The 24,222-nt window shown below is 71.7% G+C and carries 26 protein-coding genes; 18 read left to right on the plus strand and 8 right to left on the minus strand.

Features of this window, described 5'->3' with window-relative positions; translation table 11 throughout:
* Nucleotides 1-35 precede the first annotated feature (35 nt).
* Nucleotides 36-602, plus strand: a complete 567-nt coding sequence (locus AB0878_RS45735; RefSeq protein WP_366589017.1) for a helix-turn-helix domain-containing protein — start codon at nucleotides 36-38, stop codon at nucleotides 600-602.
* A gap of 19 nt (nucleotides 603-621) precedes the next feature.
* Here the strand turns inward: AB0878_RS45735 and AB0878_RS45740 are convergent, their stop codons facing one another.
* Complete coding sequence (locus AB0878_RS45740; RefSeq protein ID WP_366589019.1) at nucleotides 622-987, minus strand: hypothetical protein; 366 nt, start codon at nucleotides 985-987, stop codon at nucleotides 622-624.
* Between the two features lie 90 nt (nucleotides 988-1,077).
* Here AB0878_RS45740 and nadE point away from each other — a divergent pair, with 90 nt between their 5' ends.
* The gene (gene nadE / locus AB0878_RS45745; RefSeq protein WP_366589022.1) at nucleotides 1,078-1,920 is read left to right on the plus strand and encodes an ammonia-dependent NAD(+) synthetase; all 843 of its coding nucleotides are present in this window, start codon (nucleotides 1,078-1,080) and stop codon (nucleotides 1,918-1,920) included.
* A 45-nt stretch (nucleotides 1,921-1,965) separates the two neighbouring features.
* On the opposite strand, the gene AB0878_RS45750 is transcribed toward nadE, so the two are convergent.
* Together AB0878_RS45750 and AB0878_RS45755 are read right to left on the minus strand one after the other, a co-directional pair.
* A complete protein-coding gene (locus AB0878_RS45750) occupies nucleotides 1,966-2,811 on the minus strand; it encodes an ABC transporter substrate-binding protein (protein WP_366589024.1) in 846 nt (281 codons plus the stop codon).
* Between the two features lies 1 nt (nucleotide 2,812).
* Nucleotides 2,813-3,649 (minus strand): transporter substrate-binding domain-containing protein, encoded by an 837-nt coding sequence (locus AB0878_RS45755; RefSeq protein ID WP_366589026.1) that lies wholly within the window; start codon nucleotides 3,647-3,649, stop codon nucleotides 2,813-2,815.
* A 116-nt stretch (nucleotides 3,650-3,765) separates the two neighbouring features.
* On the opposite strand from AB0878_RS45755, the gene AB0878_RS45760 reads away from it, so the two are divergent.
* Complete coding sequence (locus AB0878_RS45760; RefSeq protein WP_366589028.1) at nucleotides 3,766-4,503, plus strand: SDR family NAD(P)-dependent oxidoreductase; 738 nt, start codon at nucleotides 3,766-3,768, stop codon at nucleotides 4,501-4,503.
* Between the two features lie 45 nt (nucleotides 4,504-4,548).
* On the opposite strand, the gene AB0878_RS45765 is transcribed toward AB0878_RS45760, so the two are convergent.
* Nucleotides 4,549-5,550, minus strand: coding sequence for a LacI family DNA-binding transcriptional regulator (locus AB0878_RS45765; RefSeq protein ID WP_366589114.1), 1,002 nt, complete (start codon nucleotides 5,548-5,550; stop codon nucleotides 4,549-4,551).
* A gap of 202 nt (nucleotides 5,551-5,752) precedes the next feature.
* Between AB0878_RS45765 and AB0878_RS45770 the strand changes: the two genes are divergently transcribed.
* The 13 genes from AB0878_RS45770 to AB0878_RS45830 all read left to right on the plus strand — a co-directional run bounded on the left by AB0878_RS45770 (nucleotide 5,753) and on the right by AB0878_RS45830 (nucleotide 20,569).
* Nucleotides 5,753-7,270, plus strand: a complete 1,518-nt coding sequence (locus AB0878_RS45770) for a sugar ABC transporter ATP-binding protein (RefSeq protein ID WP_366589031.1) — start codon at nucleotides 5,753-5,755, stop codon at nucleotides 7,268-7,270.
* Nucleotides 7,267-8,310, plus strand: a complete 1,044-nt coding sequence (locus tag AB0878_RS45775; protein WP_366589033.1) for an ABC transporter permease — start codon at nucleotides 7,267-7,269, stop codon at nucleotides 8,308-8,310. The genes AB0878_RS45770 and AB0878_RS45775 overlap by 4 nt, the downstream gene beginning before the upstream one ends.
* Entirely contained in the window at nucleotides 8,303-9,346 is a 1,044-nt protein-coding gene (locus AB0878_RS45780; RefSeq protein ID WP_366589035.1) for an ABC transporter permease, read from the plus strand. The genes AB0878_RS45775 and AB0878_RS45780 overlap by 8 nt, the downstream gene beginning before the upstream one ends.
* An 18-nt stretch (nucleotides 9,347-9,364) precedes the next feature.
* A complete protein-coding gene (gene rhaS / locus AB0878_RS45785) occupies nucleotides 9,365-10,438 on the plus strand; it encodes a rhamnose ABC transporter substrate-binding protein (protein WP_366589037.1) in 1,074 nt (357 codons plus the stop codon).
* Nucleotides 10,439-10,530: 92 nt separating this feature from the next.
* Nucleotides 10,531-10,869, plus strand: coding sequence for an L-rhamnose mutarotase (locus AB0878_RS45790; RefSeq protein ID WP_366589040.1), 339 nt, complete (start codon nucleotides 10,531-10,533; stop codon nucleotides 10,867-10,869).
* 12 nt (nucleotides 10,870-10,881) lie between these two features.
* Entirely contained in the window at nucleotides 10,882-12,057 is a 1,176-nt protein-coding gene (gene rhaI / locus AB0878_RS45795) for an L-rhamnose isomerase (RefSeq protein WP_366589044.1), read from the plus strand.
* A gap of 2 nt (nucleotides 12,058-12,059) precedes the next feature.
* The gene (locus AB0878_RS45800) at nucleotides 12,060-14,090 is read left to right on the plus strand and encodes a bifunctional aldolase/short-chain dehydrogenase (RefSeq protein WP_366589046.1); all 2,031 of its coding nucleotides are present in this window, start codon (nucleotides 12,060-12,062) and stop codon (nucleotides 14,088-14,090) included.
* Between the two features lie 12 nt (nucleotides 14,091-14,102).
* Complete coding sequence (locus tag AB0878_RS45805) at nucleotides 14,103-15,572, plus strand: L-fucose/L-arabinose isomerase family protein (RefSeq protein WP_366589048.1); 1,470 nt, start codon at nucleotides 14,103-14,105, stop codon at nucleotides 15,570-15,572.
* Nucleotides 15,572-17,047, plus strand: a complete 1,476-nt coding sequence (locus AB0878_RS45810) for a rhamnulokinase family protein (protein ID WP_366589050.1) — start codon at nucleotides 15,572-15,574, stop codon at nucleotides 17,045-17,047. The genes AB0878_RS45805 and AB0878_RS45810 overlap by 1 nt, the downstream gene beginning before the upstream one ends.
* Nucleotides 17,044-17,769, plus strand: a complete 726-nt coding sequence (locus tag AB0878_RS45815) for a (Fe-S)-binding protein (protein ID WP_366589053.1) — start codon at nucleotides 17,044-17,046, stop codon at nucleotides 17,767-17,769. Before AB0878_RS45810 ends, AB0878_RS45815 begins: the two co-directional genes overlap by 4 nt.
* A gap of 17 nt (nucleotides 17,770-17,786) precedes the next feature.
* On the plus strand, nucleotides 17,787-19,238 hold the full coding sequence (locus AB0878_RS45820) for a lactate utilization protein B (RefSeq protein ID WP_366589117.1): 1,452 nt from the start codon (nucleotides 17,787-17,789) through the stop codon (nucleotides 19,236-19,238).
* Entirely contained in the window at nucleotides 19,235-19,816 is a 582-nt protein-coding gene (locus AB0878_RS45825) for a lactate utilization protein C (protein ID WP_366589055.1), read from the plus strand. Before AB0878_RS45820 ends, AB0878_RS45825 begins: the two co-directional genes overlap by 4 nt.
* Nucleotides 19,817-19,915: 99 nt before the next feature.
* Entirely contained in the window at nucleotides 19,916-20,569 is a 654-nt protein-coding gene (locus tag AB0878_RS45830; protein ID WP_285967331.1) for a response regulator transcription factor, read from the plus strand.
* Here AB0878_RS45830 and AB0878_RS45835 read toward each other — a convergent pair.
* From AB0878_RS45835 to AB0878_RS45845, 3 genes are all read right to left on the minus strand, one after another.
* Nucleotides 20,566-20,928: a response regulator transcription factor gene (locus AB0878_RS45835; protein ID WP_366589057.1), complete on the minus strand. Its 363-nt coding sequence runs from the start codon at nucleotides 20,926-20,928 to the stop codon at nucleotides 20,566-20,568. The genes AB0878_RS45830 and AB0878_RS45835 overlap by 4 nt on opposite strands.
* A gap of 40 nt (nucleotides 20,929-20,968) precedes the next feature.
* Nucleotides 20,969-21,157, minus strand: coding sequence for a hypothetical protein (locus AB0878_RS45840; protein WP_366589059.1), 189 nt, complete (start codon nucleotides 21,155-21,157; stop codon nucleotides 20,969-20,971).
* A 146-nt stretch (nucleotides 21,158-21,303) separates the two neighbouring features.
* Nucleotides 21,304-22,809 (minus strand): DUF4118 domain-containing protein, encoded by a 1,506-nt coding sequence (locus AB0878_RS45845; RefSeq protein WP_366589061.1) that lies wholly within the window; start codon nucleotides 22,807-22,809, stop codon nucleotides 21,304-21,306.
* Between the two features lie 387 nt (nucleotides 22,810-23,196).
* On the opposite strand from AB0878_RS45845, the gene AB0878_RS45850 reads away from it, so the two are divergent.
* Together AB0878_RS45850 and AB0878_RS45855 are read left to right on the plus strand one after the other, a co-directional pair.
* The gene (locus tag AB0878_RS45850) at nucleotides 23,197-23,403 is read left to right on the plus strand and encodes a hypothetical protein (RefSeq protein ID WP_366589063.1); all 207 of its coding nucleotides are present in this window, start codon (nucleotides 23,197-23,199) and stop codon (nucleotides 23,401-23,403) included.
* Nucleotides 23,400-23,591, plus strand: coding sequence for a hypothetical protein (locus AB0878_RS45855; RefSeq protein ID WP_366589065.1), 192 nt, complete (start codon nucleotides 23,400-23,402; stop codon nucleotides 23,589-23,591). Before AB0878_RS45850 ends, AB0878_RS45855 begins: the two co-directional genes overlap by 4 nt.
* Nucleotides 23,592-23,711: 120 nt before the next feature.
* Here the strand turns inward: AB0878_RS45855 and AB0878_RS45860 are convergent, their stop codons facing one another.
* Nucleotides 23,712-24,197: a helix-turn-helix domain-containing protein gene (locus tag AB0878_RS45860; RefSeq protein WP_366589067.1), complete on the minus strand. Its 486-nt coding sequence runs from the start codon at nucleotides 24,195-24,197 to the stop codon at nucleotides 23,712-23,714.
* Nucleotides 24,198-24,222: the final 25 nt, after the last annotated feature.

Consider the following 24,222-nt stretch of genomic DNA (forward strand, 5'->3'; position numbering starts at 1 on the left):
CCGCGAGATCACCCCAGCACGCAAGGAAGCACGGGATGCCCGACTCTTCGTCTCCCCGCCGTCGCGACGCGGCGGCGAGCCGCGATCGGCTGCTGACCGCCGCCGCCGAGCTGTTCGCCGACCGCGGCTACGACCAGACGACGGCTCGGGACATCGGTGAACGCGCCGGGGTCGACCCGACGATGATCGCGCGCTACTTCGGTGGCAAGGCGCAGCTGTTCATCGCCGTGCTGCGCGCCGAGGGCGAACCGGGCACGCAGCTCCCCGATGTCCTGGAACCGGCGCGGCTGAAGGACCTGATCGAACGCACGGGTACGCGCGGGCCGGGTCCGATCCTGCAGGCCGCGATCCGGCCCTACGACAACGCGGAGGCCCAGGAGGCCGCGCTCGCGGAACTGGGCCACCGGGTTCTCACCCCGCTGTGCGAGCGGTTCGTGCGCGAGGGTGTGGCCAACCCCGAGCTGCGCGCCGAGGTCCTGTCGGCCGCCTTGATCGGCGTGATCCTCGGCCGGCACGCGGGGACCCTGCCGTACCTCGCGGCCGCCGGTTCCGACGAGTTGTTCGCCCTGGCGCAGGAGATTCTCGGCGGCGAGCCGCGCTGAGGTCCGGAGAGGACAGTGCTCAGACCACCCGGCGCAGCGCGTCGAGGGTGGATTCCGGGGACGTGTTGAAGCAGAAGGTGACGCCGGGGACCAGCTCGACCAGGACGTTGACGAGCCGTTCGAACAGCAGCGTGTGCTCGGCGGCCATGCGCACGCCCGCGCCGATCATCGCCGCGGTGACCGGGTTCGCGGCCACGCAGTCGCGCACCTGCCGCTCCGCCGCGTCGGGGTCGGCCGGGACGTAACACGGCACGAAGTCGAAGCCCGCGTCGCGCACGGCGGCCTCGCCGGCGGTGATGCGGGCAGTGAGGGTGGCCTCGTCGAGGCCGGGGTGGCGGCTGTAGTCGAGGGCGGCAGGGTGCAGGCCGAGCGAGAGGATGGCCACCGGCGGGTCTCCTTTCGGGTGGAGGAGGGCCCTGCCGAGGCTAGCGGCGCGGTGGCCGGCCGGGCGGCGGGCGCCAGTAAAGTACGCCGAATGGAGAACCTACGGCAGCAGATTCTCGCCGAGCTCGGCGTCAAGCCGGTCATCACGCCGAAAGCCGAGATCCGGCAGCGGATCGACTTCCTCAAGGATTACCTGCGCTCCACGCCGGCCAAGGGCTTCGTGCTCGGCATCAGCGGCGGCCAGGACAGCTCGCTGACCGGCCGGCTCTGCCAGCTGGCGAGCGAGGAACTGCGCGAGGAGGGGCACGAGGCCACGTTCGTCGCGGTCCGGTTGCCCTACGGCGTGCAGGCCGACGAGGAAGACGCGCAGATCGCGCTGGAGTTCATCAAGCCCGACCATTCGGTCACGGTGAACGTGAAGCCCGGCGCCGACGCCGTCGCGACGGAGGCCGCGCTCGGGATGAGCGAGCTGCTGGGCCACGCGCCCGGCCTGCGCGACTTCGTGCGCGGCAACATCAAGGCCCGCGAGCGCATGGTGATCCAGTACTCGATCGCCGGGCAGCTGAACCTGCTGGTCGTGGGCACCGACCACGCGGCCGAGGCCGTCACCGGCTTCTTCACCAAGTACGGCGACGGCGGCGTCGACCTCACGCCGCTGACCGGGCTGACCAAGCGCCAGGGCGCCGCGCTGCTGCAGGAGCTGGGCGCGCCGCCGAGCGTCTGGCAGAAGGTGCCGACCGCCGACCTCGAGGACGACCGGCCCGCCCTGCCCGACGAGGTGGCCCTGGGCCTCAAGTACGCCGAGCTCGACGACTACCTGGAAGGCCTCGACGTGACCCCGGCGGTCGCGGAGAAGGTGGAGTCGATCTTCCTCCGGACGCGCCACAAGCGCACCGTGCCGGTCACCCCGCTCGAGGACTGGTGGCGGAGCTGACCCGAGGGTGAACGGCGGCCGGGTCCGTGAACCCGGCCGCCGTCGTCACTTGCCCGCGGGATCCTTCCGGACTTGCGCTTGCAGCGAAGGCCAGTACTGGTACAGCGAGCTCGGGTACTCCTGCCCCGGGAAGTACCGGCGGTACAGCTTGAGGAACGTGCCGTCGTCGACCACGGCGGCGAGCTGCTTGTCGTAGTCGGTCAGGAACCTGTCGAGTCCTTTTCGGACGGCCATCGCCTCCGGCAGCGGGTTCTGCACGGAGACACCGACTTTCAGCCGCCCGGGGTGCCGGGTGAAGACCGTGATGGCCTGCACGGAGCTGACGACGAAGCCGTCGAGGTTGCCGTTGAGGAGCTGGTCGATGCCGGTGGCGTTGGTCTGGACGCTCACGACACTGGCCTGTGGCAACGTCTTCGCGGCGAAATCGGCCTGTGCGCTGCCGATGCCGACGCCCACGCGCTTGCCGTTCAGGTCGGCGACGGTCTTGGCCGGGGAATCGGAGCGGACCAGCACGTCGTTGGCGTCCACGTAGAACGGCGTGGTGAAGGCGACGTTGCGCTTGCGTTCCTCGGACATCGTGAGGTCGGCGATCATCATGTCGTACTGGCCGGCGGTGACCAGCGGCAGACCCGCGCCGACGGTGGAGAGCTTGTAGGTGATCTTGAGGCCCATGCGCTTCGCGATGACGTCGTTGAGGTCGATCAGCATCCCGGCCGGCTTGCCGCTCGCGTCGGGTGACACGAACGGCGCGTCGCCCTGCGGCACGCCGGCGGTGATGGTGCCGGGTACCGCCAGGCCGTAGGGGTCCGGGCTCGCGGAACCCCCGCCGCCGCACGCGGAAACGGTCAGCAGCGCGGCCGCGGCGAAGGCGGCGCGGAATCGTCGGCGCATTTCATCTGCCCTTCTGGATCTGGTCTCGGAGCTGGGGCCAGTACGTGAACATCTGCGCCGGGTAGGGCTCGCCGGGGAAGTACTTGTCGTACAGGCGAAGGAAAGTGCCGTCGTCCATCGTGGTCTTGAGCTGATCGCCGTAGGCCTTCTCGAACGCGGTGAGCTTGCGGTTGACCGGCATCGCCGACGCCTGCTCGTGCGGCGCGGAGTAGGCGATCCTGACCCGCCCGGGGTTCTCCTGGAGCACGGTCGGGACCTCGGTGGAGGCCAGGACCATCGCGTCGAGATTGCCGTTGAGCAGCTGGGTCACGCCCGCGCTGTTGGTGGGCTGCGAGATGAGGGAGGCGCCGGGGATCTTCGCGGTCACGAAGTCGGCCTGCGCGCTGCCCAGCCCCGCGCCGACGCGTCGACCGGCGAGGTCTCCCGCGCCTTTCACGGCCGAGTCGGTGCGGACCACGACGTCGTCGGAGGCCAGGTAGAACGGCTTGGTGAAGTCGACGCTCTTCTTGCGCTCCGCGGTCGGCAGCATGCCGATCGCGAGCATGTCGAGCTGCCCGGCCGTGACCAGCGGCAACCCGGCGCTGACGGTGGTCATCCGGTAGGTGATCTTGAGGCCCATCCGCTGGGCGATCACGTCGTTGAGGTCGACCAGCAGGCCCACCGGCTTGCCGGTCGCGTCGGGGGAGACGAACGGCGCGTCGCCCGCCGTGACGCCCGCGGTGATGGTGCCGGGTTCGGCCAGTCCGAGGCCGTCGGGTTGGCCGCCCGACCCGCACGCGGCGAGCGAGACGAGTGCGGTGGTCGCGATTAGGATCCGCCGGATCCGCAGAGCTGTCATAGCTCCCTCCAGGCACCGGCTCGCGGGCGCGGGCTCGGTGGTCTGGTATTTCTTAGGCTCATAAGACCAGGTTGTCAACTGCCGGGATCGCGCTCGCGTCTGGTAGACGTCGTGGCATGACAGACCTCATCGACCTGGCCGGCAAAACGGTCATCATCACGGGCGCCTCCTCGGGAATCGGCGCGTCGACCGCCCGGCGCCTGCACGCGGCGGGCGCGTTCCCCGTGCTCGCCGCCCGCCGCGCCGACCGGCTCGCCGCACTCGGCGACGAGCTCGGCGGCGCCCTCACCGTCCCCACCGACGTGACCGACCCCGCGCAGGTGGCGGCCCTCGTCGAGGCCACCCTGGCCCGCCACGGCCGCATCGACGGCCTGGTCAACAACGCCGGCGCCAGCCTCCACGGCCCCCTCGACCAGGTCGACCCCGCCGCCTTCGGTGCGACGCTGGAACTCAACGTCGTCGGCTTGCTCGCCGTGACGCAGGCCGTCCTGCCCGCCATGCGGCGCCAGGGTTTCGGCCGCATCGTGAACGTCAGCTCCGGCACGACCCGCCGCGTCGCGGTCGGCGTGGGCGCCTACGCGGCGAGCAAGGCGGCCGTGAACATGCTCAGCGCGGTGCTCACGCAGGAGCTCGCCGCGGACGGGATCGCCGTGTCGCTGCTGCTGCCGTCCATCACCGCGACGGAGTTCGCGGACGGCCTGTTCAAGCTCGGCGCTTCGCCGATCCCGGGGATGGTCGTGCAGAGCCCGGACTACGTGGCCGGGGTGATCCTGCGGCTGTTGCGGACGGGGGAGGAGTCGTTCGACATTCCGCACGGGGTGGAACAGCCGGAGATCGCCCGCGTGCCTGAATGATCCCGAAGTAGGTCCATTGTGGATGGTCGGCCATCCACAATGGACCTACTTCGTCCGCAGGGTCGACGCCCGCACCACCAGCTCCGGAAGGTACGTCACCTGCCGGTGCACGTGTCCCGGGTCCGACGTCTCCTGGATGAGCAGCTCCGCGGCCGTGCGGCCGAGGCGGTGGCGGGGCTGGCGGACGGAAGTGAGGGGCACCGTGGCGGCCGCGGCGAAGTCGATGTCGTCGTAGCCCACGATGGCGAGGTCGGCCGGGACTGAGATGCCCAGCGCCGCGCAGCTGCGCAGAAGGCCGAGGGCGAGCAGGTCGTTGGCGCAGAACGCCGCGGTCGGGCGGGTGGCGGACGGCAGGCCGGCGAGGCGCTGGCCCGCGTTGCTGCCGTCCTCGACGGTGAGCTGGGGAGTGGCCAGGTCGACGAGGTGGTCGGGGCCCAGGCCGGCCGCGAGCAAGGCGCGCAGGGCGCCCTCGCGGCGGTCGCGGACCTGGCCGAGCGTGAGCGGGCCGCCGACGAAGCCGATGCGGGTGTGGCCCTGGTCGAGCAGGTGGCGGGCGGCGAGCTCGCCGCCGCGGACGTCGTCGACGGCGACGGAGCAGTGGTCGGTGCCGGGGCGCTTGCGGTCGACGATGACCACCGGCGTGCCCCGGCGCGCGAGCTCGGCGAGGGCGGGGGAGTCCGGGTCGACCGGGGTGATGAGAACGCCCTGCACGCGCTGCTGTTCGAGCCGGCGGAGGTAGGCGGTCTCGCGTTCGGCGAGGTTGGCGCTGTTGCACACGAACAGGGACAGGTCGTCCGCGGCGGCCGCGTCCTCCATGCCCGCGGCGACGTCGGTGAAGAACGGATTGCGCCCGTCGAGCATCACGTAGGCGAGCACGCTGCTGTGCCCGGCGCGCAGCTGGCGCGCGGACTCGTTGCGCACGAAGCCCAGCGCCGCCATCGCGGCCTCCACTTTGGCCCGCGTCTTCGGGCTCACGCGCTCGGGCCGGTTGAGCACGTTCGACACCGTGCCGAGCGAGACGCCGGCGGCCGCGGCCACGTCCTTGATCCCGGCCGCGCGGGGTGCGGGGGTCACGACCTCGCTCGAGTCTTCCACTGTCACCCCACCCTGTGTTGAAACGTGACAATCACGGGTCGCTGCCTGAAAAACCGCGACAACGTCGAGATACCGCTGTCATTGACTTCCCGTTCGAACGCATAGTAGCGTCACCGCGCCAGGTTTGTGAAACCTTTCAATCCCGGAGGTCGCGATGACGCGGCAGGAGCGCGACCGAGTGCCACTGCTCGAGGTCCGCGGGGTCACGAAGTCGTTCGGCGCGGTCGCGGCGGTCGCGGGCGTTTCCTTCCCCCTCTACGCCGGCGAGGCCCACGCGCTGGTCGGCGAGAACGGCGCGGGCAAGTCCACGATCGTCAAGATGCTGGCCGGTGTGCACCGTCCCGACCAGGGCGAGCTGCTCCTGGACGGCCGGGAAGTGGAGTTCTCCTCACCCGCCGACGCGAAAGCCGCGGGCATCGCGGTGATCTACCAGGAACCGACGTTGTTCCCCGATCTCACGGTCGCCGAGAACATCGTGATGGGCCGCCACCCGCGCGGCCGGCTGGGGATGATCGACCGCTCGGCGATCCGCGCCGAGGCCGAACGGCTCTTCGCCCGCCTCGGCGTGCGCATCGACCCGAACCGCCCGGCGCGCGGGCTGTCCATCGCCGACCAGCAGATCGTGGAGATCGCCAAGGCGCTCAGCGCCGACGCGCGCGTGCTCATCATGGACGAGCCGACCGCCGCGCTGAGCCTGGTCGAGGTCGAGCGCCTGTTCTCCGTGGCCCGGGCGCTGCGTGACGAGGGCGCGGCCATCATGTTCATCTCGCACCGCTTCGAGGAGATCGTCGACCTGTGCCAGCGCGTGACCATCATGCGCGACGGCCGCCACGTCTCCACCGACGCGATGGAAGACGTGACCGTGGACGAGATGGTGCGCCGCATGGTCGGACGCGACCTCGACGCGCTTTTCCCCAAGCAGGACGTGGAACCCGGCGCCGTGGTGCTCGAAGTGGACGGTCTGACGCGCGAGGGCGTGTTCCGCGACGTGTCGTTCTCCGTGCGGGCGGGCGAGATCGTCGCGTTCGCCGGGCTGGTCGGTGCCGGTCGGTCCGAAGTGGTCCAGGCGGTGTTCGGAGTGGACGAACGCGACGCCGGAGTCGTGCGGCTCAACGGGAAGAAGCTCAAGCCCCACTCGCCGCGCGCGGCGATGGCGGCGGGCATGGCACTCGTGCCGGAGGACCGCCGGCAGCAGGGCCTCGTCATGGACCTCTCGATCGAGCGCAACGTGACACTTCCGCGAGCGAGAGCGCTGTCGAAGCTCGGCCTGCTCCTCGGCCCGGGCGAGCGCCGGGAAGCCTTGCGCTGGACCGAACGCCTGCGCACCAAGTACGGCCGCCTCGGCGACGCGGTGGGCACGCTCTCGGGCGGCAACCAGCAGAAAGTGGTGCTGGCCAAGTGGCTCGCGATGGCGCCGCGCGTGCTGATCGTGGACGAGCCGACGCGCGGTATCGACGTCGGCACCAAGGCCGAGGTGCACCGGCTGATGTCCGCGCTGGCGGCCGAAGGCGTGGCGGTGGTGATGGTGTCGTCGGAGCTGCCGGAGGTGCTGGGCATGGCCGACCGGGTGCTGGTGATGCGCGAAGGCCGGATCGTCGCGGAGATCCCGCGCGCCGAGGCCGACGAGAACTCGGTGATGTTCGCGGCGATGGGACAGGGAGCGGTGGCGTGAACGCGACGAAGGTGGCGGCCCCGCCGCCCCGCCAGGCGAGCCCGGGGGAGCGGCGATCGGTGTTCGGAACCGTGTTCAAGGCCCGCGAGTCGGGCATCGTGCTGGCGCTGATCGTGATCGTGGTGTTCACCGCGACGCAGAACTCCCGGTTCCTTTCGGGGCAGAGCATCCGCGACATCCTGCTCGGCACGGCGATCCTCGCGGTGCTGGCCGTCGGGCAGGCCGTCGTGATGATCACGCGCAACATCGACCTGTCCGTCGGGTCCGTGCTCGGTCTGTCGGCCTTCGCCGTCGGCACGATGCTGCGCGACAACCCCGGCCTGCCGGTGATCGTGGCCCTGCTCGCCGGCCTGGTCGTCGGCGCGGCGTGCGGCCTGATCAACGGCGCGGTCGTGCGGTTCGGCCGGGTCCCGGCCCTGGTCGTCACGCTCGGCACGCTGTACGCGTTCCGCGGCGCGGTCTACTTCTGGGCCGGCGGGCAGCAGATCAACGCCGACAAGCTGCCGCGTTCGTTCCTCGACTTCGGAGACGCGTCGGTGCTCGGCATCCCGTGGCTGGTGCTCATCGCGGTGCTCGTGATGGTGATCGCCGGCATCGTGCTGCGCAACTACCGCGGCGGGCGTGAGCTGTACGCCATGGGCTCGAGCCCGCAGGCCGCCCAGCTGGCCGGCATCAAGGTCGGCCGCAACACCACCATCGCGTTCCTCGTCAGCGGAGCGCTGGCCGGCCTCGCCGGGGTGCTCTTCGCCGCCCGGTTCGGCACGGTCGACGCCGCGGCCGGCACGGGGTACGAGCTCAACGTCGTGGCCGCCGCGGTCGTCGGCGGGGTCGCCGTGTTCGGCGGCAGCGGTTCGGTATGGGGCGCGAGCCTCGGCGCGCTCCTGCTGACGGTGATCGGCAGTGCGCTGGCCGTGCTGGACATCGACCAGTTCTGGCAGCAGGCGATCGTCGGCGCCCTGATCCTGCTGGCCATCGGCGCCGACCGGCTGGTCGCCGTGCGGGTCGCCAAGGCACTGAAGAAGAGGGACTCCCATGTCTGACCCCACCACCGCCGCGCGGCGCCCCGCCTGGCTGGCGCGGCTCGCGAGCTGGGACGTCGCCGTCATCGCGATCGCGATCGTGGTCCTGCTCGTCGCGTCGGGCACCATCGACAACTTCGGCACCGGGCGCAACTACACGTTCCTGCTGCTGGACCTGCTGCCGATCGCGTTGATGGCGCTGCCGATGACGTTCATCATCGTCACCGGCGAGATCGACCTGTCGGTGGCGAGCACGCTCGGGCTCACGTCCGCGGTGATGGGCTCGCTGTGGAACTCCGGCCTGACGATCGAGTCGATCATCCCGCTGTGCATCGTGCTCGGCGCGATCCTCGGCGCGGTGAACGGTTTCTTCGTCACGGTGCTGAAGCTGCCGTCGCTCGCCGTCACGATCGGCACCATGGCCCTCTACCGCGGCCTCGCGTTCGTGGTGCTCGGCGACAGCGCGGTGGCCGACTTCCCGCAGTCCTACACCGCCTGGGTCACCGGGACGATCGGCGGCAGCTCGATCCCGAACGTGCTGGTGCCGCTGGTGATCCTCGCGATCGTCTTCGGGGTCGTCCTGCACGCCACCCCGATCGGCCGCGGCGTGTTCGCGGCCGGCGCGAGCGACACCGCGGCCCGCTTCGCCGGCATCCGCACCGGGCGCACGAAGTTCTCGCTCTACGTCGTCAGCGGCGCCGTCGCCGGGCTGGCCGGGGTGCTGTGGACGCTGCGCTACTCCAGCGCCCGCGCCGACAACGGGTTCGGCCTCGAGCTCGCCGTGGTGGCCGCGGTGCTGCTCGGCGGCGTCTCGATCTTCGGCGGCAAGGGCACACTGCCCGGCGTGCTCGGCGGGGTGGTGCTGCTTTCGGCGCTGCAGAACGCGTTGCGGCTGCAGGACGTGTCGAACGAGGCGCTCAACATCGTGACCGGCGTGCTGCTGATCATCTCCGTGCTGCTGCCCAACATCCTGTCCTCCGCCCGTGCCGCGCTGCAGCGGCGCAGGCGGCGATCCCCGTCCCCGAAAGCCGGAGCTCTCGCCGGCGCCGAGCAGTAACCCAGAAAGGTGACGAAGATGTCCCGACGAATCCTGACCGGCGTCGTGTCGCTGGCGAGCGCGGCAGGCCTGGTCCTGAGCCTCACCGCGTGCGGAGGCACCACGAAGAACGACAGCACGGGCTCCGGCCCGGCCGCGTCCACCGCGTCCGCGGACCCGAACGCGGCGAGCAAGACGGGCGTCAAGATGGCGTTCCTGCCCAAGCAGCTCAACAACCCCTACAGCGACATCGAGGTCGGCGGCGGCAAGGCCGCGCTGGACGAGCTCAAGGGCGAGTACAAGCTCGTCGGCCCCAACGACGCCAGCGCGTCCTCACAGGTCAGCTACATCAACACGCTGATCCAGCAGCAGCAGGACGTGATCGGCATCGCCGCCAACGACCCGAACGCGGTGTGCCCGTCGCTCAACCAGGCCCGCAGCGCCGGCATCAAGGTCGTCGCCTTCGACTCCGATGCGGCGAAGAGCTGCCGCGACGTGTTCATCAACCAGGCCAGCACCCAGGGCATCGGCGAGCAGCTCGCGAAGATGGCCAACGAGCTGGCCGGCGGCGAGGGCGAGATCGCGATCCTCTCGGCGACGCCGAACGCGACCAACCAGAACGCGTGGATCGCCGTGCTGCAGAACGAGCTCAAGAAGCCCGAGTACGCGAAGCTGAAGCTGGACAAGATCGCCTACGGCAACGACGACGACCAGAAGTCGTTCCAGGAGGCCCAGGGCCTGCTGCAGTCGTTCCCGAACCTCAAGGTGATCGTGTCGCCGACCACCGTCGGCATCGCGGCCGCGGCCCGCTACGTGAGCTCGTCGAGCTACAAGGGCAAGGTCGCGATCACCGGGCTGGGCACGCCGAACCAGATGCGGGCGTTCGTGAAGGACGGCACGGTCAAGGAGTTCGCGCTGTGGAACCCGGCCGACATCGGCTACCTGGCCGCCTACGCGGGCGTGGCGCTGAGCTCGGGGCAGATCACCGGTACGCAGGGCCAGAAGTTCAAGGCCGGCAAGCTCGGTGAGTACACGATCGGCGCGGACGGCGAGATCGTGCTCGGCCCGCCGACGGTCTTCAACGCCGACAACATCGACAAGTTCAACTTCTGAGGCGCGGCTCCGGCCGGGCCCGCTCGGCCCGGCCGGACCTCCCGAGTCCACAGAGTCCACTGGATCCACTGAGTCCACCGAGGACGGAGATCGTGGCGCGATACTGCTTCCAGCTGCAGGTCCGGCCCGAGCGGATGGCCGAGTACGCCGAACGCCACCGCGCCGTGTGGCCGGAGATGCAGGCCGCCCTGCGCGAGACCGGCTGGCGCAACTACTCGCTCTTCCTGCGTGAGGACGGCCTGCTGATCGGTTACGTCGAGGCCGACGACCTCGCCGCGGCACAGGCCGCGATGGCCGAGACCGAGGTGAACGCCCGGTGGCAGGCCGAGATGGCGCAGTTCTTCACCGGCCTCGACGACCGCGGACCCGACGAGGGGTTCGCCCTGCTCACCGAGGTTTTTCATCTGGACGACGAGCGCGCGAGCGCGTGAGAAGGAAAAGACGTGATCGACTTGCCCGACCTGGCAGCCGTGAAATCCGCTCTGCGGGCGCAGCGGATCGAGACCCCCTCGTGGGCGTTCGCGAACTCCGGCACCCGGTTCAAGGTCTTCGCCCAGGCCGGGGTTCCCCGCACGCCCGAGGAGAAGATCGCCGACGCGGCGACCGTGCACCGCTTCACCGGGGTCGCGCCGACCGTCGCGCTGCACATCCCGTGGGACCGGGTCGACGACTTCGCCGCCCTGCGCTCGTACGCCGAGGACCTCGGCGTGGGGATCGGCGCGATCAACACCAACGTGTTCCAGGACAACGACTACAAGCTCGGCTCGGTCACCAACCCCGACCCCGGCATCCGGCGCAAGGCGACCGACCACCTGCTCGAGGCGATCTCCATCATGGACGCCACCGGCTCGCGGGATCTGAAGCTGTGGTTCTCCGACGGCCTCAACTACCCGGGCCAGGACGACCTGCAGGACCGCCAGGACCGGCTCGCGGCCGCGTTGCGCGAGGCGTACGACCGGCTCGGCGACGACCAGCGGATGCTGCTGGAGTACAAGCTGTTCGAGCCCGCGTTCTACGCCACCGACGTGCCCGACTGGGGCACCTCGTACGCGCACTGCATCGAGCTGGGCGAGAAGGCGACCGTGTGCATCGACACCGGCCACCACGCGCCGGGCACGAACATCGAATTCATCGTCGCGTTCCTGCTGCGGGCCGGGAAGCTCGGCGCGTTCGACTTCAACTCGCGCTTCTACGCCGACGACGACCTGATGGCCGGCGCCGCCGACCCGTTCCAGCTGTTCCGGATCCTGTACGAGATCGTGCGCGGTGACGCGCTGGACCCGGCGTACGGCATCAACTTCATGCTCGACCAGTGCCACAACATCGAGGCGAAGATCCCCGCGATCATCCGCTCGGTGATGAACGTGCAGGAGGCCACGGCCAAGGCGCTGCTCGTCGACCGCGACGCCCTGCGCACGGCCCAGCAGTCCGGCGACGTGCTCGGCGCCAACGCCGTGCTCATGGACGCCTACAACACCGACGTGCGGCCGATCCTGGCCGAGATCCGCGAAGACGCGGGGCTGGACCCGGACCCGGTCGCCGCCTACCACCGCAGCGGCTACCAGCAGAAGATCGAGGCCGAGCGCGCCGACGGGCAGCAGGCCGGATGGGGAGCATGAGCATGACCGTGCCCGAGGAGCTCATCGCCCGCAGCAACGCGCTGGGCGCCGATCCGCGGAACACGAACTACGCCGGCGGCAACACCTCCGCGAAGGGCGAGGTGCTCGACCCGGTCACCGCGAAGCCCGTCGAACTGGTGTGGGTCAAGGGTTCCGGCGGCGACCTCGGCACCCTGAAGGAATCCGGGCTCGCCGTGCTGCGACTGGACCGGTTGCGCGCGCTCGTCGACGTCTACCCGGGGGTCGAGCGCGAGGACGAGATGGTCGCCGCGTTCGACTACTGCCTGCACGGGCGCGGCGGGGCGGCGCCGTCGATCGACACCGCGATGCACGGTCTCGTCGAGGCGGCGCACGTCGACCACCTGCACCCGGACTCGGGCATCGCGCTGGCCACGGCGGCCGACGGCGCTGCGCTGACGAAGGAGTGCTTCGGCGACCGCGTCGCCTGGGTGGACTGGCGCCGGCCCGGCTTCCAGCTCGGCCTGGACATCGCGGCCGTGAAGGCGGCCAACCCGCAGGCGATCGGCGTGATCCTGGGCGGACACGGGATCACCGCGTGGGGCGCGACTTCCGAGGAGTGCCGGCGGAATTCGCTGGAGATCATCCGCACCGCCGAGAAGTTCCTGGCCGAACGCGGCAAAGCCGAGCCGTTCGGCCCCGTCGTCCCCGGTTTCGAGGGGTTACCGGAGGATGAGCGCCGCGCGCGGGCCGCGGCGCTGGCGCCGCTGATCCGTGGGCTCGCGTCCACGGATCAGCGCAACGTCGGCCACTACACCGATGCCGACGTGGTGCTGGAGTTCCTTTCGCGGGAGAAGCTCGGGCGGCTCGCCGCGCTGGGCACGTCGTGCCCGGACCACTTCCTGCGCACCAAGGTCCGCCCGCTGGTGGTCGACCTGCCCGCGACCGCGCCGCTGGAGGACGTCGTCGCGCGGCTGAAGGAGCTGCACGCCGAGTACCGCGAGTCCTACCGCGCCTACTACGAGCGGTACGCGACGCCGGACAGCCCGGCGATGCGTGGTGCGGACCCGGCGATCGTGCTGGTGCCCGGCGTCGGCATGTTCTCCTTCGGCAAGGACAAGCAGACCGCGCGGGTGGCGGGGGAGTTCTACGTCAACGCGATCAACGTGATGCGCGGCGCGGAAGCCGTGTCGACGTACGCGCCGATCGCGGAGAGCGAGAAGTTCCGCATCGAGTACTGGGCGCTGGAGGAGGCCAAGCTCAAGCGCCTGCCGAAGCCGAAACCGCAGGCCGGGCGGATCGCGCTGGTCACCGGCGCGGGCTCTGGCATCGGGCGGGCCATCGCCGAACGGCTCGCGGCCGAAGGCGCCTGCGTGGCCATCGCCGATCTCAACACCGAGGCGGCCGAGGAGGTCGCCACCGGCATCGGCGGCACCGACAAGGCCATCGCGGTCACGGCGAACGTGACCGACGCGGCCGGAGTGGCAGCGGCGGTCGACGCGACCGTGCTGGCGTTCGGCGGGCTCGACCTGGTGGTGAACAACGCCGGGCTCTCGATCTCCAAGCCGCTGCTGGAGACGACGGAACGCGACTGGGACCTGCAGCACGACGTGATGGCCAAGGGCTCGTTCCTGGTCTCGCAGGCCGCGGCGAAGGCGATGATCGCCCAGGGCCTCGGCGGCGACGTCGTGTACATCTCGTCGAAGAACTCGGTGTTCGCGGGCCCGAACAACGTCGCCTACGGCGCTGCGAAAGCCGACCAGGCCCACCAGGTCCGGTTGCTCGCGGCCGAGCTGGGCGAGCACGGCATCCGTGTCAACGGCATCAACCCCGACGGCGTCGTCCGCGGCTCCGGCATCTTCGCGGGCGGCTGGGGTGCGCAGCGCGCCGCAGTCTACGGGGTGCCGGAGGAGAAGCTCGGCGAGTTCTACGCCCAGCGCACGATCCTCAAGCGCGAGGTGCTGCCCGCGCACGTTGCCGCCGCGGTGTTCGCGCTGACCGGCGGCGACCTCACCCACACCACCGGCCTGCACATCCCGGTCGACGCCGGGGTCGCCGCGGCCTTCCTCCGCTAGGGAGAGCATTTCATGACCGACACACTCGGGCAGCCCGTCCCGGCAGTGCCCTCTGTGCCGTCCGCTTTGGACCGCATCACCCCGCGCCGCACCCGCGTCGGCCTCGTCGCCGGCGGGCTCGGTGCGTACTGGCCGCAGTTCCCGGACCTGCTGCCGCAGCTGCAGGCCTCGGCGCGCCGGGTCGCGGAGCGGCTGTCGGGAATGGACTGCGAGGTCGTCGACGCCGGGTTCGTCTCCGACGCGGCCGAAGGCGCGGCCGCCGCGGAGAAGCTGCGGGTGGCCGACTGCGACCTGATCATCGGCTTCCTCACCACGTACCTGACGTCGAGCATGCTGGTGCCGATCGCGCAGCGCTCGGGCTCGCCGGTGCTGCTGCTGAACCTGCAGCCCACCGAGGCGATGGACCACGCGTCGTTCGACACGGGCGCGTGGCTGGCCTACTGCGGGGCCTGCCCGCTGCCGGAGATGGCCAACGCGTTCCGCCGCGTCGGCGTCGAGTTCCGGTCGGTGTCCGGGTACCTGGAGGACGAACGGGCCTGGGTGAAGATCGCGCGCTGGATCACCGCGGCCGGCGTGCGGGCGGCGTTCCGGCACGGGCGTCACGGCCTGCTCGGGCACCTGTACCCGGGGATGATGGACGTGGCCACCGATCCGACGCTGGTGTCGGCGCAGCTCGGCGGGCACGTCGAGATCCTGGAGGTCGACGACCTGCGCGTGCGCGTGGAGCAGGTCACCGACGCCGAGACGGCGGCCCGGATGGCCCTCGCCCGCGAAGTGTTCACTGTGGACGATTCGGTCGTCGAGGAGGACTTCGCCTGGGGCGCCAAGGTTTCGGTGGCGCTGGACCGTCTCGTCGGGGACTTCGGGCTGGACTCGCTCGCGTACTACCACCGCGGGCTCGACGGGGAGACCCACGAGCGAGTGGGAGCCGGGTTCATCCTCGGCGCCTCGCTGCTCACGGCCCGCGGCGTGCCCACGGTCGGCGAGTACGAGCTGCGGGCGTCGCTCGCGATGCTGCTGATGGACCGGCTCGGTGCCGGCGGTTCGTTCACCGAGCTGCAGGCGCTGAACTTCCGCGACAACGTCGTGGAGATGGGCCACGACGGCCCGGCGCACCTGGCGATCAGCGCGCGCAAGCCGCTGCTGCGCGGGCTCGGCGTCTACCACGGCAAGCGGGGCTGGGGCGTGTCCGTCGAGTTCGACGTGCAGCACGGCCCGGTGACGTTGTGCGGCCTCGGCCAGCTGCGCGACGGCACGTTCGTGCTCGTCGCGTCCGAAGGCGAGGTCGTTCCGGGGCCGCTGCTGCAGATCGGGAACACGACCTCGCGGGTGGACTTCGGCTGCGACCCCGGCGAGTGGACCGACGCGTGGTCGGCCACCGGCGTGAACCACCACTGGGCGCTGGGGACCGGCCACCGCGTCGCCGAGCTGAAGGCGGTGGCGGACCTGCTGGGACTCGGGCTGACCGTGGTGTCCGGCTGATGGATGTGCGGGTGCTGCGCCTGGCCGCCGTCGACCTCGGCGCGACGAGCGGGCGGGTGATGGCCGGGACGGTCGGGCCCGGGCGGCTCGACCTGGAAGAGGTGCGCCGCTTTCCGAACGGCGGCGTCCGGGTCGCCGGTGCCACCGGCTCCACCCTGCACTGGGACGTGCTCGGGCTCTACCGCGAGGTGCTGGCCGGGCTCGGCGCCGCCGGCGCGGTGGCGGGCGTCGGCATCGACTCGTGGGCGGTCGACTACGGCCTCCTCGACGCCGACGGCCGGCTGCTCGCCAACCCCGTGCACTACCGGGACTCCCGCACCGACGGCGTGGCGGAGTTCGTGCACCGGACGATCCCCGCGGCGGAGCTGTTCGCCGTCACCGGCTTGCAGGAGCTGCCGTTCAACACGCTCTACCAGCTGGTGTCCGAAGGCGACCGGCTGGCGGCGGCCGAGAAGATGCTGCTGATCCCGGACCTGCTCGGCTACTGGCTGACCGGGAGCGTCGGCGCCGAGCGCACCAACGCGTCCACCACGCAGCTCTACGACGTGCGCGAGCGGACGTGGGCGGGTGGCCTCGCCGAGCGGGCCGGCATCCCGGCACGGCTGCTGCCCCCGTTGCGCGAGCCGGGCGACCGGATCGGGACGCTGCTGCCGGCGTTGGCCGAGGAGCTCGGGAAGCCGGAGCTGCCGGTGATCGCCGTCGGTTCGCACGACACGGCGTCGGCGGTTGTGGCGGTGCCCGCCGAGCCCGGTGCGAACTTCGCCTACATCTCCTCCGGCACGTGGTCGCTGGTCGGGCTGGAGCTCGACGAACCGCAGCTCGGTGCAGCGGCGCTGGCGGCCAATTTCACCAACGAGACCGGCGTCGACGGCAAGATCCGCTTCCTGCGCAACGTGATGGGCCTGTGGGTGCTCACCGAGACCCTGCGGACCTGGGCCGCGCGCGGCGAGCCCGCGGACCTGGCGACGGTGCTCGCGGAGGCGGCCGCCGCACCGCCCCTGGCGGCCGTCGTGGACCTCGACACCCCCGAGTTCCTCCCGCCCGGAGACATGCCCGCGCGCATCGCCGCCGCGTGCCGCGGAACCGGGCAGCGGCCGCCGCGGAGCCGGGGCGAGCTCGTGCGGTGCATTGTGGACAGTCTCGCGCTCGCGTACCGCCGCGCGGTCCGGCAGGCCGCACAGGTCACGGGCCGTCCGGTCGACGTGGTGCACGTCGTCGGCGGTGGCGCCCGCAACGAGCTGCTGTGCCGCCTGACGGCCGACGCGTGCGGCGTGCCGGTGCTGGCCGGGCCGGTCGAGGCGGCGGCGCTGGGCAACGTCCTCGTGCAGGCGCGGGCCCTCGGCGCCGGCCTGCCGGACCTCGCGGCCATGCGTAGGCTGATCCGCGAGACCCAGCCGCTGCGGCGTTACCAGCCGGGCGGCGGGAACTGGGCTGCCGCCGAGGCGCGGCTGAGCGGAGCGGGGGTGGTGGCGTGAAGGTCGCCGTGCTCGTGACGTGCATCAACGACACGATGTTCCCCGACACCGGCAAGGCGGTGTTCCGGCTGCTGCGGCGCCTCGGCGTCGACGCGGAGTTCCCGGAAGCGCAGACCTGCTGCGGCCAGCCGATGGTCAACACCGGTTACCTCGACGAGGCCGTGCCCGTGGTGCGCGCCTTCACCGACGCCTTCGCCGGCTACGACTGCATCGTCACGCCGTCCGGGTCCTGCGCGGGTTCGGCGCGCCACCAGCACTCGCTCGTCGCGCGCCGCGCGGGGGAGCCGCGGCTGGCGGAGACCGGGCCGAAGGTCTACGAGCTCAGCGAGTTCCTGGTCGACGTGCTCGGCGTGACCGACGTGGACGCCTACTTCCCGCACCGCGTGACGTATCACCCGACGTGCCACTCGCTGCGCATGCTCGGCGTCGGCGACAAGCCGTTGCAGCTGTTGCGCAACGTGCGCGGGCTCGACCTCGTCGAACTGCCCGCTGCCGAGGAGTGCTGCGGGTTCGGCGGGACGTTCGCGGTGAAAAACGCCGAGACGTCCACCGCGATGGGCGCGGACAAGGCCCGCCACGTCCGAGACACCGGCGCGGAAGTCCTCGTCGCGGGTGACAACTCGTGCCTGCTGCACATCGGCGGCCTGCTCTCGCGCGAGCGCTCCGGCGTGCGGGTGCTGCACCTGGCCGACGTACTGGCTTCGACCGAGGAGAACGCGTGAGTGCCACGTTCGTCGGCATGCCGGCGTTCCCGACGGCCGCGCGCGAGGCCCTCGCCGACAGCCAGCTGCGCCGCAACCTCGCCCACGCCACCGGCACGATCCGCGCCAAGCGCGCGGCCGTCGTCGGCGAGGTGGACGAATGGGAAGAACTGCGGCTGGCGGGCGCGGCGATCAAGGACAACACGCTGCGGCACCTCGACGAGCACCTGCTGACGCTGGAAGCGGCGTTGCAGTCCCGCGGCGCGACCGTGCACTGGGCCCGCGACGCGCGGGAGGCGTGCGACATCGTGGCCCGGATCGCCCACGGCCACGGCGTCGGCGAGGTCGTGAAGGTCAAGTCCATGGCCACGCAGGAGATCGGGCTCAACGAGGCGCTCGCCGAGCAGGGCATCACCGCGTGGGAGACCGACCTCGCGGAGCTGATCGTGCAGCTCGGCGACGACCTGCCCAGCCACATCCTCGTGCCCGCGATCCACCGCAACCGCGCGGAGATCCGCGAGATCTTCCGCCGTCGGATGGCCGCCGCGGGCCGGCCGGCACCCGAGGACCTGACCGACGAACCGGCCGAGCTGGCAGGTGCGGCGCGGCTGCACCTGCGCGAGAAGTTCCTGCGCGCCAAGATGGCCGTCTCCGGCGCGAACTTCGCCGTCGCCGACACCGGGACACTGGTCGTGGTCGAGTCCGAGGGCAACGGCCGCATGTGCCTGACGCTGCCCGAGGTGCTGGTTTCGGTGGTGGGCATCGAAAAGGTCGTGCCGACCTGGTCCGATCTGGACGTGTTCCTCCAGCTGCTGCCGCGCTCCAGCACGGGCGAGCGCATGAACCCCTACACCTCCACGTGGTCGGGGCTCACGCCCGGCGACGGGCCGCAGGAAATGCACGTGGTGCTGCTCGACAACGGCCGCACGCGAGCGCTGGCCGACGAGGTCGGGCGGCAGGCGCTGCGCTGCATCCGCTGCTCGGCGTGCCTCAACGTGTGCCCGGTCTACGAACGCACCGGCGGCCACGCCTACGGCTCGGTCTACCCGGGCCCGATCGGCGCGATCCTCAACCCGCTGCTCAAAGGCGTCGGCGTCGACGAGCAGACCGATTCGCTGCCGTACGCCTCCAGCCTGTGCGGCGCCTGCTTCGAAGCCTGCCCGGTCCGCATCGACATCCCCGAAGTGCTGGTCCACCTGCGCTCGCAGGTCGTGGACGCCCACCGCGGCGGCGCGCCGAAACCCGAAGCCGTGGCGATGAAAACCGCGTCCTGGGTGCTGTCGGACGCCCGGCGGCTCACCCTCGCCGAACGCGGGATGGGCGCGGCGGGCAAGGCGTTGAACCGCTTCGGCCGCGCGGTTCTGCCCGGCGGCCGGCGCGCGGTGCGGCGGCTGCCGTGGCCCGCCTCGCTGTGGACCGGCGCCCGCGACCTGCCCGCGCCGCCGCCGGAGTCCTTCCGCGCGTGGTGGCGCCGGACGGGCCGCCGATGAGCGCGCGCGACGAGATCCTCGCGGCCGTCCGCGGTGCCTTGCGCGAGGCCGACCGCGCCGAGGCGCCCGTGCCTCGTGGCTACCGCAGCGCGCCCCCGCCCGCGGACGTGGTTTCGCTGTTCGCCGAACGCGTGGTCGACTACCGCGCCACGCTGAGCCGGTGCGCGCCGGCCGACTTGGCCGACACTGTCCGCGCCGCGCTGGGGCCGGCTGAAAACATCCTGGTTCCGGACGGTTTCCCCGTCGACCTCGGCGGAACTCCGGACGCCGAGGACCTCGACTCCTGCGACGCCGTGGTCACCACGGCGGCCGTCGGGATCGCGCGCACCGGCACGCTCGTGCTCGACCACGGCCCGGGCCAGGGCCGCCGCGCACTCAGCCTGGTGCCGGACGTGCACGTGTGCGTCGTCCGGGAGGACCAGATCGTGCCGGGTGTGCCCGAGGCCGTCGCGCTGCTGGATCCGAACCGGCCGCAGACGTGGATCAGCGGTCCCAGTGCCACGAGCGACATCGAGCTGAACCGCGTCGAAGGCGTGCACGGGCCGCGGACCCTGCACGTGGTGCTCGTCGGTTCGTGACACGCCGAGCGAGTTGGTGACGGCCGAAGCGCTATGGCACGATTGTCCACCTGAGTTCCGCGGCATCCGGGCAACACCGCGGCGAAAGCGGTGGTGGCGATGACGGTGCCACGAGTGGTCCTGGCCGAGGACGACGTACTGCTGCGCGAAGGCCTGGCGAGCCTGCTCGACCGCTCGGGGTTCGCCGTGGCCGGGCAGGCCGGAGACGCGACGGCGCTGCTCGATCTCGTGCGGGAGCACCGCCCCGACCTGGTCCTGGTCGACGTCCGGATGCCCCCGACCCACACCGTCGAGGGGCTGGAGGCCGCGCGCACCATCCGTGAGGAGCTCCCCGAGATCGGCATCCTGGTCCTCTCGGCCCACGCCGACGTCGACCACGCGATGGAGCTGCTGGCCGGCGGCCGCGGCATCGGCTACCTGCTCAAGAGCCGGGTCGCCGACGTGGGGGAGTTCCTCGACACGCTCCGGCGGATCGCCAAGGGCGGCTCGGTCGTCGAGCCGGCGCTGGTGCAGGAGCTCGTCGAGGCCCGCCACCGCAACGACCCGCTGGCCGCGCTGAGCGCCCGGGAACGCGAGGTGCTGGGCCTGATGGCCGAAGGCCGCTCCAACGCCGGGATCGCGCGCCGGCTCTGGGTCACCGAAGGCACCGTGGAGAAGCACGTCCGCAGCGTGCTGGCCAAGCTCGACCTGCCGGAGACCACCGACGACCACCGCCGCGTGCTCGCGGTGCTGGCCTACCTCGACAACCGCTAGCCGGCCGCGCCGAGCAGGCCGCGGATCGCCCCCGCGGACAGGATGGCTTTGGGCAGGAACCCCACCGCGGGACCTTCCGCGATCACGTCGCGGTAGTCCTCTTCCTCGTGGGTCGAGATCACGATGATGTCCGACGAGCCCCCGGCGTCCGTGTGCGCCAGGCGCACCACGAGGTCGAGGCCGCTTTCCCCGCCGAGGTCGATGTCGACCAGCACGACATCGGGTCGCAGCTCCGCGACGGACCGCAATGCTTCCGCCCCGCCCCGGGCCACCCCCGCGACCGTGACTCCCTCACGCTCCAGCAGCCGACGAGCCGCGGCCAGGAAACCCGGACTGTCGTCGACGATCAGGCACCGCACGTGTTCACCCTCCCAGAACCGCGCAGCGCGCGCATTCCCGCTAACCGGTACGGCCACGGCCGGTCACCCCGTCCGCATACACCTCGTCGAGCTGGTGCAACCGGATGCGCCGCAGCGCCTCCGAGAACGTGCAGGCGCCGTACCAGAACCAGCCGCAGGCGTCGCAGTGGCTGTGCCAGCGCCCGCACCGGGTGCAGTACCTGTTGCTCGCGTGGTGGTGGACTGTCATGACCGGACTTCTTCCCGAGGAACCTTCTTTGCCCCCGCCTGGTCACCCAGTGTGGTACCCCGACCGGGTCGCCGTCGTCACGGCGAGCGGGAATTCCCGGGCCCGGCCAGTGGGTAGCTCACCTACCGGCTGGCCGGTACGCCTGCTCAGCCGGCCCGCCCGACCAGCGGGAACTCGGCGCGAAGCACCGTGCCGTCGCCGGGCGGGCTGTCGAGGAAGATCCGCCCGCCGAGCGCCTCTACACGGTCCTTCAGCCCGGCCAGCCCGGTGCCGCGGGCGAAGTCGGCGCCGCCCGCGCCGTCGTCGCGCACGGCGATGCGCAGCGCGTCGGCGCGGGTCTCGACGACGACGGTGATCGCGGTGGCCTGCGCGTGCTTGGCCGCGTTCGTGAGTGCCTCGGCGACGACGTAGTACGCGCCGACCTCGATCGGCTCCGGCAGCCGTCCGTCGGCGCGGACGTCGAGCTCGACGTTCTGCGGCGCGCGCCGGGCGAGGGCCTTGAGCGCGGGCACGAGCCCGAGCTCGGCCAGCAGCGCCGGGTGGATGCCGCGGGCCATCTCGCGCAGCTCGTCCAGCGCGTCGGACAGTCCGTCGGCGATGCGATCGAGCTCGCCGCGGGCCTCGAGGGCCTCGTCGGGGATCAGCGCCTGCACCGCGCGCACCTGGAGGGCGAGCGAGACGAGCTGCTGCTGGGCGCCGTCGTGCAGGTTGCGTTCGATGCGCCGGCGGGTCCGGTCGGCGGTGGCGACGATGCGCGCGCGGGAGGCCTGGAGCTCGGCGCGGGCCTCGGCGTTCTCGACCGCGGTGGCGACGAGCTCGGTGAAGCTGGCGATCTGCGCCTCGGTGTTGTCGGGGAAGCGCTCGGCGCTCTTCGTCGACGCCGCGATCACGCCCCACAGCCGGCCGGACACCGTGATCGGGCAGCCGACCGACGAGCGGATGCCCAGGCTGCGGGCTTCGCGCGCGATCGCGCCCGTCTCGCCGGCGAAGCTCGCGAGCCGCACCGGCCGCCCGGTGGCGCGCACGTCGCGCGCGACGCTGAGCCCGTCGAGCTCGATCTTCGTGCCGACGGCGAGGTGCACGGGCACGCGGCTCCACGCGGCGACACCCGTCACCGTGCCGTCCACTTCGTACCGTTCCATGCGGGCCAGGTCGGCGTCGCAGAGCAGGCCGACCTCCCGCGTCACGGCTTCGAAGACCTCCGGCGGCGACACCGATCTCGCGACGAGCGTCGCGACCCGGCGCAGGGCCGACTGCTCGGCGGTGAGGCGTTCGGAGATCAGGGCCGTGCGCTGCAGTTGCGCCGCGAGGGTCCCCACCACCACCGCGGTGATGAGGAAAACCCCCAGTGCGACCGCGTTCTGGGCGTCGACGAACTGCAGCGAAAACGGCGGCGGGGCGAACAGGACCGCGTAGACACCGACGCTCAGCAACGAGGTTCCCACGGCCAGCGCGGTTCCCCAGATCACGGCGACCGGCAGCACCACGACGAGGTACAACATCAGCAGGGACACGGAGTCCACATGCGGCTCGAGCAGCAGCGCCACACCCGTGACGACGGCGACCGCGACCACGGCGGCGAGCGCGCCGCTGGAGCGCCGCCGCATGCGCTCTCCGGTCCGGCGACGCTGCACCATCGTTTCGTCGGACACGCGCAACACCCGTCCCGAGAATAGGCGCCGCCCGCGCGGACAGCCAGCCCCCGGCCCGCGGGTGAAAGTCCCGGTAGCGGGGGCGAGGGACTCCAGGTGGCAGGAATGCGGACCACAGCCGGTCGCGGCGATCCTGTGAGGACTCGAAAGCCATGGCGGTAGCCGGCATCGGGTCGTCAAGATGCCGCCCGCCCCCCGAGTTCTCCTCCGGATCGGAAGGTGGAAGCGTGATGCGCCAGCACGGCTTGCCCGACCGGGGACGCACGGCCACCCTCCGCCGCGTCCCGGCCGGACCTCGGCAGCGGATGCGTTCGGGCCGGCTGCCGCGAGGCAGCGCCACGGCCGTGCTCGGTGCTCGGGGCCGCACGGATGCGCAGAGGACGAGCCATGCCTGAGCCGTTGTCCCGCTGGGGTTTGCAGCTCTTCGGCTGCCCGTGCTCGGTGTGCGGCCGCCCGGCCGAGCGCCTGTGGTTCCTCGCCGACAGCCGCGTCGTCTCGCACCCGGGCGGCGGGCCGCTGTGCCGGCTGGCGAACCCGCAGGCCGACGAAGACGTTTCGGCGCCGGCCGACCCGCGCGGGATGAGTGCGGCGTGACCGAGTACGCGGGCCCGCGGCGCTGGTGGTCGAGCGACCGGCTGCTGGGCTGGGACGACTTCGATCTGCGCGGCCAGGCGGCGCGGCTCGGACTCCCGGCCGGCTGGCTGCGCGACCGGGCCGAGCGCGGCTCGGGTGAAGGCTCGCCGCAATGCGCCGACTGCCGGGGAATCCCCGGCGGGCGGTGAAAACCGGGACGGACCACCGTCCCCATAGCTACCCGGCCGAGGTCGCGTGTCCCCCGCCCCGCGACTTCGGCCGGGTTCCCAATCCGTCGGCGGCGAGGCGGGTCCGCGACCCCACGGACCTCACGGGCGCACCCAGGTCTCGTTGGGCACGACGGCGAGGTCTTCGAGGTTCAGCGGCTCGCCGGAGTCCGTGTGGGGCGCGACGCTGACGGATTTTCCGGAGCGGCGCTCGACGATCCGCACCGGGCCGCCGTCGGGCTGCAGGTGCTTGTCGGCCCACTGCATCAGCGCCAGCACGACCGGGAAGAGATCGCGGCCCCTCGGCGTGAGCACGTATTCGTCGCGCGGCCGCGCACCGGGTTCGCGGTAGGGCTGCTTCTCGAGCGCGCCGAGCTCCACGAGCTGCTTGAGTCGGGCGGCCGCGACGCTGGGGGAGAGGTCCGTGCGGTCGACGAACTCGTCGAAGCGTGTCGTGCCGTAGAAGGCCTCGCGCAGCACGAGCACGGTCGCGCGGGCGCCCACGACCTCGATCGCCTTGGTGATCGAGCAGTTCTCGGCCCGCCAGCCGCGCCGGTCGGTGACCGCGCCCTCCAGAGTCATCGCCATGCTGCGAGTCTACCCCTGAGTTGCG

The organism is Amycolatopsis sp. NPDC047767 (assembly GCF_040704195.1).
GTDB lineage: Bacteria > Actinomycetota > Actinomycetes > Mycobacteriales > Pseudonocardiaceae > Amycolatopsis.